Below are 20,189 nucleotides of genomic sequence, written 5' to 3' on the forward strand. Positions count from 1 at the left end.
GGCAAGTGGCTTACATTATCAGCTTTAAAAGCTTGCGGTAAAGTAGCTTTCGCTACCTCACCGCCGCAAAGTGTCAGCTCATTTGAGGCTGTACAGAGTGTGAAAAGCTCAATATTTTCATTGGATACAGATCACTCAGACTTATAAACATGAACGTCACGTTGAGGGTAGGGAATAGTAATACCCTCATTATCATAGGCCTTTTTGACCTTTTCTTGCATGTCCCAGTAGTAAGGCCAAAGGTCATCAGTTGCAACCCAAGGACGGAACATTAGATTTACTGAGTTATCGCCGAGGCTACCAACACAAATTCTTGGCGCTGGTTCCTTCAAAGAACGTTCGTCCTCTTCAAACAAGCGTTGAAGAATGGCCTTAGCTTTATCGATGTCGTCGTCATAATGAATGCCAAAGGTCATGTCGCATCGGCGTTTCTCGTAAATACTGACATTAACCAAAGTGGCATTAGAAAGGCTGCCATTTGGAATAACAATACGTCGGTTGTCGAAGGTATTTACTACGGTATAGAGAATTTGGATTTCAGCGACAGCCCCCAAAAAGCCCTGAGCTTCGATAGTATCGCCGACCTTGAAAGGCTTGAATATTAAGATAAGTACACCGCCGGCAAAATTGGCCAGACTTCCCTGCAACGCTAGGCCTATAGCTAGACCAGCAGCACCGATAACCGCAATAAAGGAGGTCGTTGCAATACCTATCATCGAGGCGACTGAAATTAGCAGCATGACTTTCATAACCGCGCTGAGTAATCCACACAGGAATTTGTTAAGTGTTGGATCTTTTTTGCCAAGTCTTTTGTCTAACACGCCAACAAATCGATTAATTAACCACAAACCAGCGATTAAAGTAATAATGGCGAGCACCAACTTGGGTGCGTATGTCATAACTAGTGATATTGCTTGGTCTGTTAATTCCGAAGCATTTATTTTTGTTCCAAAAATGTCTTCCATTCAATGGTTCCTTGTTTATGTGAGTTACTAGTTGAATAGTATAAGGATAAACGTGATATCACCTTGATGCAACCAGCGAAAGTATTTGTAGCTTTAGGCTGCTTTAGCTCACTTTAAGATCCCGTTAGCTGCTTTAGCTCACTTTAAGATCCCGTTATTAGACACTGTTAATGAGGTTTAAGACCTGACATTAGATGCCCTGATTAGCGTTAGGTTGAGGTAAACAAGTAAATTTCGTAAAAAAACATCCAGACCTTTTATTACCAGCGAAAAATAATTGCGAGTTGACAACACTTGCAATCATAGTTTTAGAATTATTTTACTTGCTACTGCAAAGGCGATAGCTAGCCGATGTAAAATTAAGGTTAAATTACGTAAATATAGACATTTGACTTCTAGGAGGATGCTAAGTGCCATTGAAAGTAATGAGGTTCATTCACTCTAAGAGTCAAAGATAAGCCATTTAAGGTCTTGGCATATATGCAGTGCTACTTATTATTGATCAGTGAAACTCGCCTTTATATGAACTGAACAGCCTAAACTGATTAAAAAATTGTAATGTATACTTTCGCAGCAATAAAACGAATATTGGTAAAAATTTTCAGGTTTTCCTCTTTAAACGTCAACATTTATGCTTTCAGGCTAGTAAAAACATAACTGTTAAGTATAATGTGCGTGCAAATTTCGTATTTGCAAAAAACTAATCAATCAAACTGTATAATTTTTTGTTCAACTTAGTGCGTAACTTATCGGTAACGCCTTAATACTTAATGATTAACTAAGTGAATAAATAATTGTACAGATTGATTAAAATCAAAAGATATTTAAGGAACTAACTAAATGTTTAATCCAGTTACTAAAACATTTGAGTTCGGTCAACATACCGTAACTCTAGAAACGGGCGTAATTGCTCGTCAAGCCACTTGTGCCGTTATGGCTAGCATGGACGATACATCAGTATTAGTCTCTGTTGTTGGTAAAAAAGAAGCTAAACCAGGTCAAGACTTTTTCCCGTTAACAGTTAACTACCAAGAGCGTACTTACGCAGCGGGTAAAATCCCAGGTGGTTTCTTCAAACGTGAAGGTCGTCCTTCAGAAGAAGAAACACTAATTTGTCGTCTAATTGACCGTCCAATTCGTCCACTATTCCCTGAAGGATTTACTAACGAAGTTCAAGTAGTAATCACGGTTGTTTCTGCTAACCCAGAAATTTCTCCAGACATTATCGCTTTGTTAGGTACGTCTGCAGCATTAGCTATTTCAGGTATGCCTTTCAGTGGCCCAGTTGGTGCAGCACGCGTTGGTTACACTGACGGCAAATATATTCTTAACCCGTTACAGTCTGAATTAGAAACGTCTCAGTTGAACTTAGTTGTTTCTGGTACTGATTCTGCTGTATTAATGGTTGAATCTGAAGCTGACGTACTTTCTGAAGAAGTTATGCTTGGCGCTGTTATGTTTGGTCATGAGCAAATGCAAACGGCTATTACAGCAATTAAAGAAATGGCTGCAGAAGTTAACAATCCTAAATGGGATTGGGTTGCACCAGTTAAAAACGCTGATCTTATCGCTAAAATAGCTGAGCTTTCTGAAAGCCAAGTTGACGAAGCTTACCAAATTACTGAAAAAGCTGTTCGTTACGAAAAAATTAAAGAAATTCGCGATGGTGTTGTTGCAGCATTATTGGCAGCTGATGCTGACCTTGATGTTCAAGAAGCAAAAGATTTATTCCATGACCTAGAAAAAACGGTTGTTCGTGGACGCATTACAAATGGCAAGCCTCGTATTGATGGTCGTGATCCTGAAATGATCCGCGCATTAGACGTAATGACGGGTGTGTTACCGCGTACGCATGGTTCTGCTGTGTTTACTCGTGGTGAAACTCAAGCATTAGTTGTTGCTACACTAGGTACACAACGTGACGCACAACGTTTAGACACCATCATGGGTGAAAAAACTGATAACTTCATGCTTCATTATAACTTCCCTCCATACTGTGTTGGTGAAACAGGTTTTGTTGGTTCTCCTAAGCGTCGTGAAATCGGCCATGGTCGTCTTGCTAAACGTGGTATGTTGGCTGTTATGCCTTCGGCTGAAGAATTCCCGTATTCGGTTCGTGTAGTTTCTGAAATTACTGAATCAAACGGTTCATCTTCAATGGCTTCTGTTTGTGGTACTTCTTTAGCACTTATGGATGCCGGTGTACCAATTAAAGCTTCAGTTGCTGGTATTGCTATGGGTCTAGTTAAAGAAGGCGACAACTTTGTTGTTCTTTCTGACATCTTAGGTGATGAAGATCACTTAGGCGACATGGACTTTAAAGTAGCGGGTACTACCGGTGGTATTACTGCACTTCAAATGGACATTAAAATTGAAGGTATAACACAAGAAATTATGCAACTTGCTTTAAACCAAGCAAAAGCTGCACGTACTCATATCTTAAGTGTTATGGACGAAGCTATTGGCGGACATCGTGATGATATCTCTCAATTCGCTCCACGTATTCATACGATGAAAGTTCCTCAAGATAAAATTCGTGACATTATCGGTAAAGGTGGCGCAACTATTCGTCAACTTACTGAAGAAACTGGCACGACTATTGAGATTGAAGACGATGGTACGGTTAGAATCGCAGCGACTGATGGCGACCAAGCAAAAGATGCTATTGCACGTATTACTGCGCTTACTGCTGAAATTGAAGTGGGCACGGTTTACACAGGTAAAGTTGTACGTATCGTTGACTTTGGTGCGTTTGTTAACGTATTACCAGGTAAAGACGGTTTAGTACATATTTCTCAAATCTCTGAAGAACGTGTAAACGCTGTTAGCGACGTATTGACAGAAGGCCAAGATGTAGTCGTTAAAGTACTAGAAGTTGACCGTCAAGGTCGCGTACGTTTAAGTATGAAAGAAGCGATGGAAAAGCCAGTTGCAGCAGCGCCTGAAACTGACTCAGCAGAGTAATTTACTGCGATAAATCGATGGCAGGAAATAGCTTAGTTTATACTAGCTAATATCTGCACACAAAAAGGGAGCTTAATTGCTCCCTTTTTTATATACTCATTAGTATAAATACTCACTAGGATTCTGTTTTACGTGCGCTTACTTTCTAATACTCAATTTTCTAAAACTTTATTTTCCAAAGTATTACTTATTTCAGGTTTATTGCTCGCTCAAGGTTGTCAATCTACAAGCCCTCAGCAATCTGTAATTGGCGACCTGATCATTGCTGAGCCTATGGCTATCAGCTATAAAAGTGAAATAGCGTTAGCGCGATTGACACAAGTGATACAAAGGGCTGAAATTAGCGATGGCCAAAGAGCAGAATTATTTTATCAACGAGGTGTTGAATACGATAAAGTTGGCTTACGTGGCTTAGCGCGTTTTGACTTTAACCAAGCTATTACCTTAAAGCCCGACATGGTAGATGCCTATAACTTCATTGGTATTCATTTTACTCAATTACAAGAGTTTAATCAGGCATACGACGCCTTTGACTCTGCCATAGAATTAGCCCCTGATCATGAATACGCCTTCTTAAACCGTGGCATTGCGCTGTATTATGGTGGTCGTCCAAATTTAGCCTCTACTGATTTTGAAACTTTTCGAGAATTTCAACAAAATGATCCTTATCGCGTGTTGTGGCAATATCTTGCAGACATAGAAATTGATCAACTAAAGGCCGAACAAGACTTAGCCTTATTTGCAGAATTAATTGATGAAAGTGTTTGGGCAAAAAATGTGATTAAGCTTTACTTAGACGAAATGAGTCAAAATGATTTTATTGACCAATTAGTCGTCAATGTTAATTCGAACGAAGCACTTACTGAGCGTTTATGTGAAGCTTATTTTTATTTAGGAAAGTACAGCCAAATGAAAGGCGATGTAAACGCCGCTATTAATTTTTTTAAACTGGCGCTTAGTACAAACGTATATGAATTTGTTGAACACAGATATGCCAAGCTTGAGTTAGATTTAATGCGACAATCGATACAGCAAAGCATTACACCTTAACTCATTAATTAGTTAATTTAGATTTATAAATGGCATTTAGAAATATTTTGATAAGCTTAGTAATAGTGATATTACTAAGCTTATTTTTTTTCATCGCCGACTATCGTGACAAAATATCGAACGCTGAAATAACCCGCCAACAGCTCTCATTACTTGAAATACTTGACCCGGTAACTGACACGGATGAACGGCTGACTCAATTGTTAGACAATGGTAATGAGCAGGCATGGATTCATTTAGCAAAACACCATGCTAACGCGAGTGCGAGTACCGCCTTTGAACTCGGAGAGTATTACCTAAAACAAATGCAAGTGTCAGCAGCTCAATTATGGTATGAAGTGGCGATACGCCAGCAGTATGTTGCAGCGCGTCTAGCGTTGGCGAATATCTATTTTGACCAACATCAATATGCTGACATCAAACCATTGTTATTACCTATTATGGGTAATGAAAGGGCGTTAGCCCTGTTATATAAATTAGCCTTACAGCAAGGTGAATTGTCCTTTATACAAACTTATAAAAACAAGTTAGCACATGGTGAAAATGCTGAATTTTATAACGAACTTGAGCAGTTCTCTGTATTCAGTCAACATAGGGAAGAAACCAGCGATTACAATTCAACTTGTTCGATTAACGTGCAGCTGTTTGCCACTAACTTAGCGGGTTTGCGCCATGGTAAAGCATTAAGTTCTGCATTTGAGCAACATAAACTAGCAAAATACATCTGTGTGAAAACACCAAAATATATTCCTGCTGAAGTGGTAAATTGCCAACATCTACCAACAGATAAAATACGTTGCGATGCAAGTCAGTGGCTACAACGTTCAGATATTAATTCACGCTACTTAGGGGTTATTGTTGAGCAAGGTGGTGCAAATGTCGATAACGGAATTATGTATATAGACCAGCAAGATAACCTTGATGTTTTAGTTCATGAACTTAGTCATTTTATTGGTTTTGTTGATGAATACCCACTGCCAAGGCAACACCAAAAATGTCATCAACTGCAACAAACTCCATTTGCTCATAACCTTGTTGTTTTAGGGAAATATTATCAGGGTGAGCGAGGGACTTTGCGAGAAAATATATTATTGCAGTTGCCATGGCGAAGCTTAATTAAAGATTCAACACCAATATTGTCTAGGCACCCACAAGGTTGGAAATTAGGCACACCAGCGGAGCATAATGACGAAATAGGCATGTTTGCCACGAATTCTTGTAATAGCAAGCGCGATACACAAGCGTTTAAACCATTAGCTCAGCGGACAAAATTGGAGTATTTCGAGTTAGATTTCCCCGCGATATATTTAAATATTTTCAAGCTAGATCCCAAACGTTACTTAATGCCTAGTTATCATTTTAACATCAGTCGGGATTTAGTGGGTCAGGGCGAATATATTAAGGCGAGTGAGGTATTACAGGTTACGCTATTTGACTGAGTGAGTAAAAGTTAGCCAATTGGAAAATTCAAAAATGCTACTAATTGGCTATATTTTTATTCAACATCTCTTATTTGTTAACCTTAGATTAGTTAATGTGTTCTTTCAGTGTATTGAACTTAGTTGCTTTTTTTAAATGTGATGCGGCATTTACGTATTCTTGCTGCTGTATCACGGTATTACTTCTTACTTTAGCTACTGGCCACATTGTATTGTTGTTAAATGTTGATAGTTCTTGATCCAAAGAGGCCTTGTTATTTTTTGTCGAGTTTATGTTAGTCTTGCGCATAAACCATGAAAATAATGCCATAGTATTTTTTCCTCCTATTAATCATCTTTAGTTATAGCTCAAATAATTAACTTTTGCTTAATGAAATTTAACATTTAAAGCAAAATAAGCACATTTACTGAGTTTATAAAGCATAAGTTAAGATATAATTGTGACAACTCAATGAAAATCACTATTAGCTTTATGGATAAATTCACTTTTACTTCTTTTCGACAACAATTTCCTATTCTTGAAGGCTTAGTTAATGGCCAGCCGTTAGTGTATTTCGATAATGCCGCAACAACGCAAAAACCAACTTGTGTTATTGACAGCTATCAACATTATTATCAAATGAATAATGCCAATGTCCATCGGGCATCTCATGCGTTAAGTGCTAGGGCAACATTAGCTTTTGAAGATGTTAGGGGAAAAGTAAAAAAATTCATTAATGCTAACACTCACAAAGAAATTATTTGGACTAAAGGTAGTACTGAAAGTATTAATTTAGTTGCACAAAGTTGGGGACGTTCAACATTACAACCCAATGATGAGGTTGTATTAAGTTTTAGTGAGCATCACGCCAACATTGTGCCCTGGCAAATTGTGGCACAGCAAACAGGTGCAAAAATTAAAGTACTACCTTTAACGCAATCAGGTCAAATTGACGTGGAACAACTTGAAAGTGTTATTGGTGAGCGTACTCGAATGGTTTGTTTTGGTCATATATCGAACGTCATTGGCAAAATAAATCCAATGAAGGAAATCATACGCGTCGCGCAAAAGTATAAGGCATTAACCTTAGTTGATGGTGCTCAGGCGATTGCACATTTAAGCGTCGATGTTAAGGCCTTAGATTGCGATTTTTATGTCTTTTCCGCACATAAAATGTATGGCCCAACGGGCGTGGGTGTACTGTATGGTAAGCAAAAATTACTAGAGAAAATGCCACCATACCAAGCGGGCGGAGAAATGATCAAGTCAGTGAGCTTTGAGCAAACAACATTTAATGACTTACCACATAAATTCGAAGCCGGCACACCCAACATTGCTGGTGTTGTTGCGCTGGGCTCGTCTGTTTCATTTCTGCAACAACAAGACCACGCAGGGGTACTAGAATATGAAACTAGATTGAAACAATATTGCTTCGAGCAGTTATCAACTGTTGAGGGTTTAACATATATTGTTAATGAAGCACCGGATATTCCAGTATTTTCATTCACCCTTGCTGGGCAACATAATCATGATGTTGCCACCGCACTAGACAGTGTTGGTATTGCCGTTCGCTCAGGGCATCATTGCGCAATGCCTTTAATGCAATATCTTAATATTGATGGCTGTATTCGCTTATCTTTATCAGCATACAACAGCTATGAAGAAATAGACTATGTCGTGCAACAACTGAAAAGCATAAGCTACCCTATATTGAATGTTAATGAAAATTCAAACACGTTAAAGCACAATGAAATTACTGATTTTAAATCGCTTACCACGACACATTTAGCTGTTGATGACATATTAGCCATGTTCGCCAAAGCGAAAAGCTGGGATAGTAAACATCGTGAAATTATGATGTTAGGTAAAAAACAATTACGCTTACCAGAAAAAGATAGGACTGAACTGTCATTAATTACGGGCTGTGAAAGCCATGCATGGTTGATTTGTTATAAAGAAGAGGGCAATTTATTTCGCTTTAAAGCTGATAGCGATGCCAAAGTTATCCGTGGCTTATTTGCCATTATATTAGCCGCGGTTGATAACAAAACTGCCGCGCAAATAAGCGCCTTTGATATGGACAATTATTTTAGTGAATTAGGTTTACTACAACACTTAAGCCCGTCGCGCGGTAACGGGCTACGAGCTATTGTACAGAAAATATATCGTTCGATTGAATCAAATTAAGGGTGATTTATAAAGGCTTACCTTACTTTACATTGCGAGTATTACCTTAATATAATGACTAGCTGAGTACTTTCTTTAAATATTTATCCATTGCTTTACCCACAGCAAAAAATGCAAAACAAGCCGTAACATGTGTTGCTGCACCAAACCCACCGCTACAATCTAAACGCATAGAGCCTTCACTTGATTGCTTAGCGTGACAAACGTTTCCATCGGCGTCAGGGTAGCGAAGTTGTTCACTTGAAAATACGGCATCAATTGAAAATTTGCGCTTCACATTTCGTGAAAAATTGTACTCTCTACGCAGTTGGTTTCGTACTTTCGCCAACAAGGGGTCTTGGAAAGTCTGACTTAAATCGGCAATGGCGATTTTACTCGGATCTACTTGCCCACCTGCACCACCAATAGTAACGATGGGTAATTTATTTCGCTTACAATGTGCAATAACAGCACTTTTAACATTAACAGAATCGATAGCGTCGATAACGTAATCAAACGAGTTGGTGAGTATTTCTTTCACATTTTCTAGCGTAACAAAATCTTCTATGGTGTTAACGACACATTCAGGGTTAATTTGCTTAATTCTATCACGCATAACATCAACTTTACTCAGGCCAATAGTATCGGTTAAGGCATGAATCTGACGGTTTATATTGGTTATACACAAATCATCAAGATCAATTAACGTTATTTGACCAATACCATTGCGGGCAAATGCTTCTGCTACCCACGAACCAACTCCGCCAATGCCGATCACACAGAAATGTGCCTGCTGTAGTGCTGCGCTTTGGCTGTTACCATACAGTCGTGCGATACCACCGAATCTTAATTGATAATCTGACATTATTTATCCACTTGCTTGAAAATTCGTTGCGCATTATAGCAGTACATTATAGTAAAGCTACGAATGCAAAGAACTAACTGCGCTTAAAATATGTGTAATACCAATTGAAATAAATAATCGATCATTTTAAGGCGGTTTAAATCGTCAATAACTGCGTTGTTTTCAATCACACACGCCCGCTATTACTCGACAATTGCTCCTGCATTGTTCTACTTACGGGCATCCATGCCCTAATCAATCAAACGCCTTGCCTGCAGGGATGCAGGTACTTATGTTTAGTCTGGAACAATAAACATGTATTCTTGAACAATTTATCCTCGCTTAAAATTGGTCAATAACTTATTACTTTTGGTATAATATGCCCTCGGATGATGATAATTCCATCAAAATGGCATGTTGGGTATTTATTCTATTTATTTCCGATATTGAAAATAGTGATGGGGAAGTAGTCTTAAATGGACATGTAACAAGTATGACTGGTTGTTTATTGAACTATTAATTAGAGTGATCGCGAAAAAAAAGTAAATGAAAAATAAAATAACGGTAATTAATGTCATTTTTTTATAATTTTCAGCTGAAAATTGGTAAAGCATTTTGATAATGGATATTTTTATTTGTATTTTATTATTTAAAATTGGGCGGATAGAAAGAAAGTGAGGGCATATTTGACCTAATTATTACAATAATGGCCAATTATTTGCCTTGAATGAGGTTGTTTCTTGATTCCCCTGAGGGTTTATTATCAATTTAAGTCATAAATCGCCCTATTTTACATGCATTGAAAACCTATAAGATAGCGATTTTATATTAATAAATAATGACTCAGGATGTTGCTTTTCTATAGTTAAGTAGCGGCTTAACTATAGCAATAATGAGTAGATAAATATCGTAGAAATTGGTTGTTTTAACATGCAGCCATGTTCGACAACAGCTGAACTTTTGATTCACTTATTGGCATAACTTATTATGTTTATTAGACAATATTTATTAGACAGTGTTTATTGGACAGTGTTTATTGGACAGTGTTTATTAGAAAGTGTTTATATGACTTTTAGGTCAATTATTTGAGCTTAGCGCTGAAAAACTGAAAAACTGAAAAACTGAAAACGGTAGGCCTTTATACATTTAGACAAGTGAGGCTCAATACTATTGCACACAATAACGTTATGCAGCAGGTAGTTTGACTATAAACTCTGTTTGCTGCTCATCAATAATATTAAATGATATTTGTCCATGTTGTACTTCAGTCATTAGCTTAGCTGAATAGGTACCTAATCCTGTTCCGGTATTATGATTAGAGCTACTGTACTTTTCAAATAACCTTTGGCGCATGTGCTTTGGAATAACCCCAGTATTAGTTAATTGAAAACTAATATAGCTTTTGTAACGTTTTATCACAATGGCAATGGTTTGGTTTTCAGGGGAGGCCTCTACCGCATTCTTTATCAAATTATTGAAAATTGATAAGCACAGTAAAGGCTCTGCCATAATAGCATGTTCAGTATCAAAACCGCTTAAAGCGAACTGGATGTTCTTCTCATTACTGAGAGTGGATACCGCATTCATCGCATCGTTTATTAAGACATTTAAGTTGGTTGACTGCGGTTTTAGCTTATAAATCCCTTGCTCAATTTTGTATACATTGAGGGAGTTATTTACCATATTAACCACATTGTGCACCGCACGATTAATAGATTTAGCGGCACTTTTATCGGTTAAGCGGTAAGTCTCAAATAAAATATTATTCAGTGGAGCTTTTAAATCATGATGGGTGATTTTCTCGATATCTTCGCGTAATTTAGCATTTTCTTTAAGGGTAGCGACTTGTGCTGTTAATGCGATTTTTTGCTGCTGCAGTCTGATGTGAGTGGCAACCCTGGCACGGAGCAAATCGCCATTTAAAGGTTTTGTTATATAATCGACGGCACCTATGTCAAAACCGTATTTTATATCCTCTACAAGTGCTTTTGCACTCAAAAATATTACCGGAATATTAGCGGTTTCATCATCTTCTTTGAGCGTTTTACACACTTGATAGCCATCCATTGTTGGCATCATAATATCAAGTAAAATTAGTCTAATATTATGTTTGTTATTGGCAACTATTTTTAACGCGTGCTCGCCCGATTTTGCCGCCATTACACGGTAAAGGTTACGCAAATTTCCTGCTGCAACATCAATGTTACTGCTTTCATCGTCGACTACAAGAATGGTTGGTTTTTGCTCAAGTAATTCGGAAGCTGCGTTAACCGGAGGTTTTGATAAATTATCGCTGCTGTCCTCATTTATATAATTGGCAAATAGTGTGTCTTGCGTTAATTCAAATAAGGCACTAACGACATGTTGCTTTTTAAATGGAGGAGACAGACAAATACTATTACTTAACGTACATTTTGTATTGTTGTCTGTGACTGCTTGTTCTGAGTGATTGTCATCAATCTGATGTGACAGAACCATGAGTGGTAACTGTGTTATGTTTGATGCTTTTGCTAACTCATCACGGAAGTTTAAGCTGTTTTCGGAGGTTAAACTATCAGCACAGATTAATAAGCTAATCGCTGCAAATTGGGCGTACTCTATAGCGTCTTCTGCATTCTCAATACAAGCAATAGCAGTTTTACTTACACCACATGACAGTAAAATTTTAGCAAGAGCCTCGCGCACTAAGCGACTTTCATGGACGATTAAAATATTTTCAAGCACAGATACAATACCGATTGGTGGACGTTATAAAAATCGCTGTAACAATATAGTGTTTTTCATACCAATGTACAGGAGTTTATCCCTTTTTATTACAACGAATAATCAAGGTTTAAGCTAATTTATATGCTGAAAATTGGCCATATGTGAAATAGAAAAAGGCAACCTAATGGTTGCCTTTTGATATCCAAAATAAGTCGTTAGCTAATTTAATATAGCTTACTTATCTCTCACTCAAGGGAATAAATTTACGATCAATTTCGCCAGTATACTTTTGACGAGGACGACCAATTTTTTGTCCTGCTTGACCTAGCATCTCATCCCAATGTGCAATCCAACCAACGGTACGAGACATGGCAAATATTACCGTGAACATATTCGTTGGAATACCAATGGCTTTCAAGATAATGCCTGAATAGAAATCAACATTTGGATATAACTTTTTCTCAATGAAATAAGGGTCTTCAAGGGCAACTTTCTCAAGTGCCATTGCGACGTCAAGCAATGGATCTTGTATACCCAATTCGGTCAATACTTCATGACAAGTTTCACGCATTACAGTAGCACGAGGATCGAAGTTTTTATAAACACGATGTCCAAAGCCCATTAAGCGGAACGGATCAGCTTTATCCTTTGCTTTAGCAACAAATTCGTCAACTCTATCTAACGAACCTATTTCTTCAAGCATTGTTAAACATGCTTCGTTTGCGCCGCCGTGTGCTGGGCCCCAAAGTGATGCAACACCTGCTGCGATACACGCATAAGGGTTAGCGCCTGAAGAACCGGCTAAACGTACTGTAGACGTTGAAGCATTTTGCTCGTGGTCTGCATGTAGCGTAAAAATACGGTCCATAGCACGAGCAACTGTCGGGCTAACTACGTATTCTTCTGCTGGAACAGAGAACAACATATGCAAGAAGTTTTCTGCATAAGTTAAGTCGTTACGAGGGTAAACAAAAGGTTGTCCAATGCTGTATTTGTATGCCATAGCCGCAATCGTTGGCATTTTAGCAATTAGGCGATGAGCACTGCGCATGCGTTGATCGGGTGCATGAATATCTAGGTCACTGTGGTAGAACGAAGAAAGTGCGCCAACAACACCACAAAGCATTGCCATTGGATGTGCATTAGGTAAGAAACCATGAAAAAAGTGTACTAGTTTTTCATGTACCATTGTGTGATTAGTAATGGTGTTAGTAAAATCTTCATATTGCGCTTTAGTTGGCGCTTCACCATTTAATAAAATATAACAAACTTCTAAATAATCTGCTTGTTTTGCAAGGCTATCAATCGGATAACCGCGATGCTGTAACACACCTTTATCACCATCAATGTAAGTAATTGCAGATTCACAAGACGCTGTAGCTAAAAATCCTGGGTCATAAGTGAAATAGCCTACGCTACCAAGTGTACGAATATCTATCACATCGTTACCGGCAGTGCCTTTAAGAATTGGCAAGTCAGTTATTACTTTTCCATCGATACTAAGAGAGGCTTTTAAATCAGCCATATGTTATTTCCCCATTAAGATTTATTTATCTTGAAAATTGTTCAAACGAGATGTTTAGTCAATTTTTGTGAATATTAAACTGACGCTATTCTACTTCAGATCACCCCCTAAAAGTCAATTCGTTTGTTAAGTACTTAGACTAAAGTTATATGTCGGAATCAATTTTTGTAAAGTATGGTTGATAATTAGTCGTAAGCCTTGATAATTGGCTAAAACTTGTCAGGAAGAAAATTGTAATTAATGATTTTCACCTATATAATCAGGCCGATCTGAATTATATTTTGCATTTTCTACTAAGATTAAGATTTAATTTAAATCGGAGGGGGGTTATCTAGCTTTATTAAATTCAGTTAGGTAGCGTAAAAAAAATAAGTTGAAGGCTCTAAGAGCTCCTTAGGCAACAATCGTGAAAAAACAACGTCCTGTAAACCTAGATTTGTCAACAATTAAAATGCATGCAGCAGCTAATGCATCAATATTACACCGAGTATCTGGTGTAATCATGGTATTCGCTATTGGTATTTTATTGTGGACGCTTTCTTTATCACTATCTTCTGTTGAAGGTTTCACACAAGTAGAGTCATTACTTGATGGTGTATTCTTCAAAATAATTATCCTGGGTACGCTTTCTGCACTTATCTATCACTTACTTGGCGGTATCCGTCACTTATTAATGGATTTAGGCTACTTTGAAGAGCTAGCTTCAGGTAATGCTACGGCAAAACTTATTATCGCACTTTGGTTGGTGCTTACTGTAGTAGTAGGAGTTCGATTATGGTAAATAATGCAGCAACAGTAGGCCGTAGTGGCGTACATGATTTTATTCTTATTCGTGCCAGTGCCATCATTTTAGCGCTGTACACCTTTTTTCTTGTTGGCTTTTTCGTTACAACACCCGATGTAACTTTTGAAATCTGGCAGGCATTTTTTGGCAATATTTGCACAAAAATATTTACCATTTTAGCGATTCTTGCGTTGTTAATTCATGCATGGATTGGTGTATGGCAAGTACTTTCTGATTACATAAAACCAGCGCTATTACGCGGTGGTTTACAATTTTTCTTTTCTGTTTTGTTGCTTGTATACTTTGCAGCAGGCTTATTAACTGTGTGGGGTGTGTAAGTGAGCGTTCCAATTCGTGAATTCGACGCCATTGTCATTGGCGCAGGTGGTGCAGGTATGCGCGCTGCCTTAGCAATATCGGAATCAGGCAAATCTTGTGCTTTGATTTCAAAAGTATTTCCTACTCGTTCTCATACGGTATCAGCACAAGGCGGTATTACTGTTGCCTTGGGTAATGCGCATGAAGATCATTGGGAACAGCACATGTACGATACCGTTAAGGGTTCTGATTATATCGGTGACCAAGACGCTATTGAATATATGTGTAAAACAGGTCCAGAATCTATCATCGAATTAGAGAAAATGGGTTTACCTTTCTCTCGTACGGAAGAAGGTAAAATTTACCAACGTCCATTTGGTGGTCAATCTAAGAACTTTGGTGGCGAACAAGCTGCACGTACAGCAGCAGCAGCTGACCGTACCGGTCATGCATTGCTTCACTGTTTATATCAACAGAACGTTAAAAATAAAACTAACGTATATTCTGAATGGTATGCCTTAGATTTAGTTAAAAATAGTGACGGTGCTGTTGTCGGTACTACCGCAATTTGCATTGAAACTGGTGAAATCGTTTACTTTAAAGCCCGTGCAACAGTTTTAGCAACAGGTGGCGCTGGTCGTATCTTTGCTTCAACAACTAATGCTCACATTAATACCGGTGACGGTGTTGGTATGTCGCTTCGCGCTGGCGTACAAATGCAAGATATGGAAATGTGGCAGTTTCACCCAACAGGTATAGCGGGTGCTGGTACGTTAGTAACTGAAGGTTGTCGTGGTGAAGGTGGTTACCTGCTTAACAAAGACGGTGAACGTTTCATGGAGCGTTATGCACCGAATGCTAAAGATTTAGCCGGTCGTGATGTTGTTGCACGTTCAATGATGACAGAGATTCGTGAAGGTCGCGGTTTTGACGGTCCTTTAGGTCCTCATCTTAAGCTTAAACTTGATCATTTAGGTCGTGAAACGCTAGAAAAACGTCTACCAGGCGTTTGTGATTTATCGAAAACGTTTGCTCACGTTGATCCTGCTGTTGAGCCTATCCCTGTTATACCTACTTGTCATTATCAGATGGGCGGTGTGCCTTGTAATGTTAACGGTCAAGCTATCCACTTTAATCCAGAAACGGGCGAAGAAAACATCATCGAAGGCTTATTTGCTGTTGGTGAAATCGCAAACGTATCTGTGCATGGAGCTAACCGTTTAGGTGGTAACTCATTACTTGATTTAGTGGTATTTGGTCGTGCAGCGGGTAACTTCTTAGGTACATACTTAAGTGAAACGCAAAGCGGTAAAGATGCAACTGAATCTGATTTAGAAGCCTCTTTAGCTCGAACTAAGCGTTGGGAATCTTCAACGAGTGGTGAAGATCCAGTTCAAATTCGCAAAGACCTACAAAAATGTATGCAATTTAACTTCTCGGTATTCCGTGAAGGTGAAGCAATGGCACAAGGCATGAAAGAACTTACGGAAATCCGTGAGCGTCTTCAAAATGCACATTTAGATGATAAGTCTTCTGAATTTAACACCCACAGAATTGAGTGTTTAGAATTAGACAACTTAATGGAAACAGCTTTTTGTACCGCTAAAGCAGCTAATTTCCGTACGGAATCTCGTGGCGCACATGCTCGTGAAGATTTCCAATCACGTGATGATGAAAATTGGTTATGTCATTCAATTTACTCACCTGCGACTGAAGACATGAGCAAACGCTCTGTTAACATGAGCCCGGTTCACCGTGAAGCTTTCCCACCGAAAGCAAGAACTTACTAGGAGCGTTGTGATGAAACAAATTTTTTCAATTTACCGTTACAACCCTGATGTTGATAACAAACCTTACATGAAAGATTATGAGCTGGAAATTCCAGAAGGCTCAGACATGATGGTACTAGACGCGTTAATTTTGCTGAAAGAGCAAGATTCTAGCTTATCGTTCCGTCGTTCATGTCGTGAAGGTGTTTGTGGCTCTGACGGTTTGAATATGAATGGTAAAAACGGTTTGGCATGTATCACGCCTTTATCTGCTGTTCCAGCAAATAAAATTGTGTTACGTCCATTACCAGGTTTACCTGTAGTACGTGATTTAATTATTGATATGACACAGTTTTATAATCAATATGAAAAAATCAGACCTTACCTCATTAATGATGGTAAAGAACAACCTGCACGCGAACATTTGCAATCTATCGAAGAACGTGAAAAATTAGATGGACTTTACGAATGTATTTTATGTGCTTGTTGTTCTACATCTTGTCCTTCTTTCTGGTGGAATCCTGATAAGTTTATCGGTCCAGCGGGTTTATTACATGCTTATCGTTTTCTTATCGATAGCCGTGATACCGCTACAGAAGAGCGTTTAGATGATTTACAAGATGCTTACAGCGTATTTCGTTGTCACGGCATCATGAACTGTGTTGATGTTTGTCCGAAAGGATTAAACCCAACCAAAGCCATTGGCCATATTAAGTCAATGTTGCTAACCAGAGCGGTTTAAATTAATTATTCGAGCATCTTTAAATAAGATGCTCGATTATCTTAACTTAAACATATCTTTTGATTGCTTTTATCCCATAAAGGAACAGGCAATGCCCGAAGGTGCTATGAAGACTTGGATAGAGTCTTCCCATTTAAGTGGTGCAAACGCTGCTTATATTGAAGAATTATACGAATCTTATCTGAATAACTCACAATCTGTGACTGCAGAATGGCGAGGTATTTTCCAACAACTTCCTAAAATTGAAGGTGCTGACGTTGAATATCGGCATTCTGAAATCCGCAATGAATTTAAAGAGCTAGCCCAACAAACACAAAAAACCGTGGTTGTTTCAGGTGGTAGCGACGCTAAGCAAGTCAAAGTTTTACAGCTGATTAATGCTTTTCGTTTTCGCGGACATCAAAATGCTAACCTTGACCCATTAGGGTTATGGCAACGTGACAAAGTACGTGACCTGCAATTATCTCACCATGAACTTTCAGAAAATGATTTTGATCGAGAGTTTAACGTAGGTTCATTGGCTATAGGCCAAGAATCAATGAAGCTTGGTGAGTTATATAAAGCGCTGAAAACTACTTACTGTGGTTCTATTGGTGCTGAATATATGCATATTAACTCAACTGATGAAAAGCGTTGGTTACAACAACGTCTTGAATCAGTGCAGTCACAAGCCGTGTTAAGTGTTGAAGAGAAAGAAGAAATATTTAAGGACTTAGTTGCGGCTGATGGACTTGAAAAGTACTTAGGGGCTAAGTTCCCAGGTGCAAAACGTTTCTCTCTTGAAGGTGGTGACGCGCTAGTTCCTATGTTAAAACAACTGATCACTCGTGCTGGCACACAAGGCGCTAAAGAAGTTGTTATAGGGATGGCTCACCGGGGTCGTTTGAATGTGCTGGTTAATGTTATGGGTAAAAACCCATCAAAGCTTTTCGACGAATTCGGTGGCAAGCACGACGAAATATTATCCTCTGGTGATGTTAAATATCATCAAGGCTACTCGTCAGACTTTGTTACACCTGGTGGCAATGTTCATTTGGCATTAGCATTTAACCCATCACATCTTGAAATTGTTAACCCGGTAGTTATCGGTTCTGTACGTGCACGACTTGATCGTCGCGATTGCAGTGAAGGCGACTTAGTCTTACCTATTACTATTCACGGTGATTCAGCAATTGCTGGACAAGGTGTTGTGCAAGAAACTTTTAATATGTCTCAAGCTAGAGCATTTAAAGTTGGCGGCACTATACGTATCGTGGTCAATAACCAAGTAGGTTTTACGACTTCAAGCTCAGAAGATACGCGAAGTGGAGAATACTGTACTGAAGTTGCCAAAATGGTTTCAGCACCTATTCTGCATGTTAATGGTGATGACCCTGAAGCGGTTATCTTAGCAACGCAAATTGCGCTTGATTACCGTAACGAATTTAAACGTGATGTGGTGATAGATTTAGTTTGTTACCGACGTCATGGTCATAACGAAGCCGATGAGCCTAGTGCTACTCAGCCAGTTATGTACAAAAAAATTAAGAAACATCCGACACCTCGTCAACTTTACGCTGATAAACTTAACGCTGAAAACTCACTCAATAAAGCTAAGACTGATGAGTTAACTGCTTATTATCGTAAATTGCTTGATGAAGGCCAGTGTACGGTTGAACAATGGCGTCCAATGACAGAGCATTCTGTTGACTGGACTCCTTATATTGGCCACGATTGGGATGACGATTACGATAAAGAAATTTCGCTTGAAAAGCTGAAAGAACTTGCTGTTAAAATATCAACTATTCCGGCGGATCATAAAGTACACAACCGTGTACAGAAAATTTATGACGATCGTACGAAAATGGCCAGCGGTGAGAAGCTACTTGATTGGGGCATGGCAGAAAACTTAGCTTATGCTTCTATTGTCGACATAGGTAAACGTGTTCGTCTTACCGGTCAAGATTCTGGTCGTGGCACTTTCTTCCATCGTCATGCTGTTTTACATGCTCAAGATAACGCGGCGCGTTATTTGCCATTGCAGAACATTCGTGAAGGACAAGGTCCTTTTGATGTGCACGATTCAGTGTTATCTGAAGTATCAGTATTAGCGTTTGAATATGGTTACACAACAGCAGAGCCTAGCGGCTTAACCATTTGGGAAGCACAATTTGGTGATTTCGCTAACTGTGCACAAGTGGTATTCGACCAATTTATCAGTTCAGGTGAACAGAAGTGGGGCCGTTTATGTGGCTTAACTATGCTGTTACCACATGGCTATGAAGGTCAAGGTCCAGAGCATTCGTCAGCCCGTTTGGAACGTTTTTTACAGCTTTGTGCCGATCACAATATGCAAGTTTGTGTGCCTACAACCCCAGCGCAAGTGTTTAACATGTTGCGTCGTCAAGTGGTGCGTCCTATGCGTCGTCCATTGGTGGTTATGTCGCCTAAATCATTATTGCGTCACCCGATGGCGGTGTCTTCGTTAGAAGAGCTATCTACTGGTGTTTTCCATAATGTTATTGGTGAAGTTGACGAACTTGATGCAGACAAAGTTGAACGTGTAGTGTTCTGTAGTGGTAAAGTTTATTACGAATTACTCGATCAACGTCGTAAGAATGAGCAAACTAATGTTGCTATCATTCGTGTCGAACAATTATATCCATTCCCAGAAGAAGAGCTAAAAGCTGAAATTGCAAAATATCAGCATGTTAAGCAATTCGTTTGGTGTCAGGAAGAACCGCAAAACCAGGGTGCTTGGTACTGTTCACAGCATCACTTTAGAGCGGCTATCCCTGATAATACTTATTTGACATATGCAGGTCGTAACGCTTCTGCGGCACCGGCTGTAGGTTATATGTCAGTTCATGTTAAAGAGCAACAAGCGCTAGTTCATGACGCGCTTAATGTAGAATAGACCCTCTTTTTTATAAAGAGATTAATTAAGAGTGTGTAAGG

At 38.9% G+C, this 20,189-nt stretch carries 14 protein-coding genes; 9 read left to right on the forward strand and 5 right to left on the reverse strand.

The window, feature by feature from the left end:
- Positions 1–131: 131 nt before the first annotated feature.
- Positions 132–965: a mechanosensitive ion channel family protein gene (locus A3Q33_RS16335; protein WP_081180867.1), complete on the reverse strand. Its 834-nt coding sequence runs from the start codon at positions 963–965 to the stop codon at positions 132–134.
- Between the two features lie 840 nt (positions 966–1,805).
- Here A3Q33_RS16335 and pnp point away from each other — a divergent pair.
- From pnp to A3Q33_RS16350, 3 genes are all read left to right on the forward strand, one after another.
- Positions 1,806–3,929, forward strand: coding sequence for a polyribonucleotide nucleotidyltransferase (gene pnp / locus A3Q33_RS16340; protein ID WP_081180868.1), 2,124 nt, complete (start codon positions 1,806–1,808; stop codon positions 3,927–3,929).
- Positions 3,930–4,061: 132 nt separating this feature from the next.
- Positions 4,062–4,979 carry a lipoprotein NlpI gene (gene nlpI, locus A3Q33_RS16345; protein ID WP_081180869.1) on the forward strand — a complete coding sequence of 306 codons (918 nt, stop codon included), beginning with the start codon at positions 4,062–4,064 and terminating at the stop codon, positions 4,977–4,979.
- A 29-nt stretch (positions 4,980–5,008) separates the two neighbouring features.
- Positions 5,009–6,418 (forward strand): hypothetical protein, encoded by a 1,410-nt coding sequence (locus A3Q33_RS16350; protein ID WP_081180870.1) that lies wholly within the window; start codon positions 5,009–5,011, stop codon positions 6,416–6,418.
- A gap of 88 nt (positions 6,419–6,506) precedes the next feature.
- Here the strand turns inward: A3Q33_RS16350 and A3Q33_RS16355 are convergent, their stop codons facing one another.
- The gene (locus A3Q33_RS16355; protein WP_081180871.1) at positions 6,507–6,728 is read right to left on the reverse strand and encodes a hypothetical protein; all 222 of its coding nucleotides are present in this window, start codon (positions 6,726–6,728) and stop codon (positions 6,507–6,509) included.
- 141 nt (positions 6,729–6,869) lie between these two features.
- Here A3Q33_RS16355 and A3Q33_RS16360 point away from each other — a divergent pair, with 141 nt between their 5' ends.
- A complete protein-coding gene (locus tag A3Q33_RS16360) occupies positions 6,870–8,585 on the forward strand; it encodes a SufS family cysteine desulfurase (RefSeq protein WP_231295712.1) in 1,716 nt (571 codons plus the stop codon).
- A gap of 58 nt (positions 8,586–8,643) precedes the next feature.
- On the opposite strand, the gene tcdA is transcribed toward A3Q33_RS16360, so the two are convergent.
- The 3 genes from tcdA to A3Q33_RS16375 form a co-directional block, all read right to left on the reverse strand.
- The gene (tcdA, locus tag A3Q33_RS16365) at positions 8,644–9,429 is read right to left on the reverse strand and encodes a tRNA cyclic N6-threonylcarbamoyladenosine(37) synthase TcdA (RefSeq protein WP_081180872.1); all 786 of its coding nucleotides are present in this window, start codon (positions 9,427–9,429) and stop codon (positions 8,644–8,646) included.
- Positions 9,430–10,593: 1,164 nt separating this feature from the next.
- Positions 10,594–12,132, reverse strand: coding sequence for a hybrid sensor histidine kinase/response regulator (locus A3Q33_RS16370; protein WP_081180873.1), 1,539 nt, complete (start codon positions 12,130–12,132; stop codon positions 10,594–10,596).
- A 220-nt stretch (positions 12,133–12,352) separates the two neighbouring features.
- Complete coding sequence (locus A3Q33_RS16375; RefSeq protein WP_081180874.1) at positions 12,353–13,639, reverse strand: citrate synthase; 1,287 nt, start codon at positions 13,637–13,639, stop codon at positions 12,353–12,355.
- 406 nt (positions 13,640–14,045) lie between these two features.
- Here A3Q33_RS16375 and sdhC point away from each other — a divergent pair, with 406 nt between their 5' ends.
- From sdhC to A3Q33_RS16400, 5 genes are all read left to right on the forward strand, one after another.
- Entirely contained in the window at positions 14,046–14,420 is a 375-nt protein-coding gene (gene sdhC, locus A3Q33_RS16380) for a succinate dehydrogenase, cytochrome b556 subunit (RefSeq protein ID WP_081180875.1), read from the forward strand.
- Positions 14,414–14,761, forward strand: coding sequence for a succinate dehydrogenase, hydrophobic membrane anchor protein (gene sdhD / locus A3Q33_RS16385; RefSeq protein ID WP_081180876.1), 348 nt, complete (start codon positions 14,414–14,416; stop codon positions 14,759–14,761). The genes sdhC and sdhD overlap by 7 nt, the downstream gene beginning before the upstream one ends.
- Positions 14,762–16,531 (forward strand): succinate dehydrogenase flavoprotein subunit, encoded by a 1,770-nt coding sequence (gene sdhA / locus A3Q33_RS16390; protein WP_081180877.1) that lies wholly within the window; start codon positions 14,762–14,764, stop codon positions 16,529–16,531. It abuts the gene before it with no gap.
- Between the two features lie 10 nt (positions 16,532–16,541).
- Positions 16,542–17,252: a succinate dehydrogenase iron-sulfur subunit gene (locus tag A3Q33_RS16395; protein WP_081153103.1), complete on the forward strand. Its 711-nt coding sequence runs from the start codon at positions 16,542–16,544 to the stop codon at positions 17,250–17,252.
- Positions 17,253–17,343: 91 nt separating this feature from the next.
- Positions 17,344–20,148: a 2-oxoglutarate dehydrogenase E1 component gene (locus tag A3Q33_RS16400; protein ID WP_081180878.1), complete on the forward strand. Its 2,805-nt coding sequence runs from the start codon at positions 17,344–17,346 to the stop codon at positions 20,146–20,148.
- Positions 20,149–20,189: the final 41 nt, after the last annotated feature.

The organism is Colwellia sp. PAMC 21821 (assembly GCF_002077175.1).
Taxonomy (GTDB): Bacteria; Pseudomonadota; Gammaproteobacteria; order Enterobacterales; family Alteromonadaceae; genus Cognaticolwellia.

Coding starts and splice junctions, on each gene's coding strand:
- A3Q33_RS16335 (WP_081180867.1), bottom strand. CDS start 965: ATGGAAGACATTTTTGGAACAAAAATAAATGCTTCGGAATTAACAGAC.
- pnp (WP_081180868.1), top strand. CDS start 1,806: ATGTTTAATCCAGTTACTAAAACATTTGAGTTCGGTCAACATACCGTA.
- A3Q33_RS16350 (WP_081180870.1), top strand. CDS start 5,009: ATGGCATTTAGAAATATTTTGATAAGCTTAGTAATAGTGATATTACTA.
- A3Q33_RS16355 (WP_081180871.1), bottom strand. CDS start 6,728: ATGGCATTATTTTCATGGTTTATGCGCAAGACTAACATAAACTCGACA.
- A3Q33_RS16360 (WP_231295712.1), top strand. CDS start 6,870: ATGAAAATCACTATTAGCTTTATGGATAAATTCACTTTTACTTCTTTT.
- tcdA (WP_081180872.1), bottom strand. CDS start 9,429: ATGTCAGATTATCAATTAAGATTCGGTGGTATCGCACGACTGTATGGT.
- A3Q33_RS16375 (WP_081180874.1), bottom strand. CDS start 13,639: ATGGCTGATTTAAAAGCCTCTCTTAGTATCGATGGAAAAGTAATAACT.
- sdhD (WP_081180876.1), top strand. CDS start 14,414: ATGGTAAATAATGCAGCAACAGTAGGCCGTAGTGGCGTACATGATTTT.
- A3Q33_RS16395 (WP_081153103.1), top strand. CDS start 16,542: ATGAAACAAATTTTTTCAATTTACCGTTACAACCCTGATGTTGATAAC.
- A3Q33_RS16400 (WP_081180878.1), top strand. CDS start 17,344: ATGCCCGAAGGTGCTATGAAGACTTGGATAGAGTCTTCCCATTTAAGT.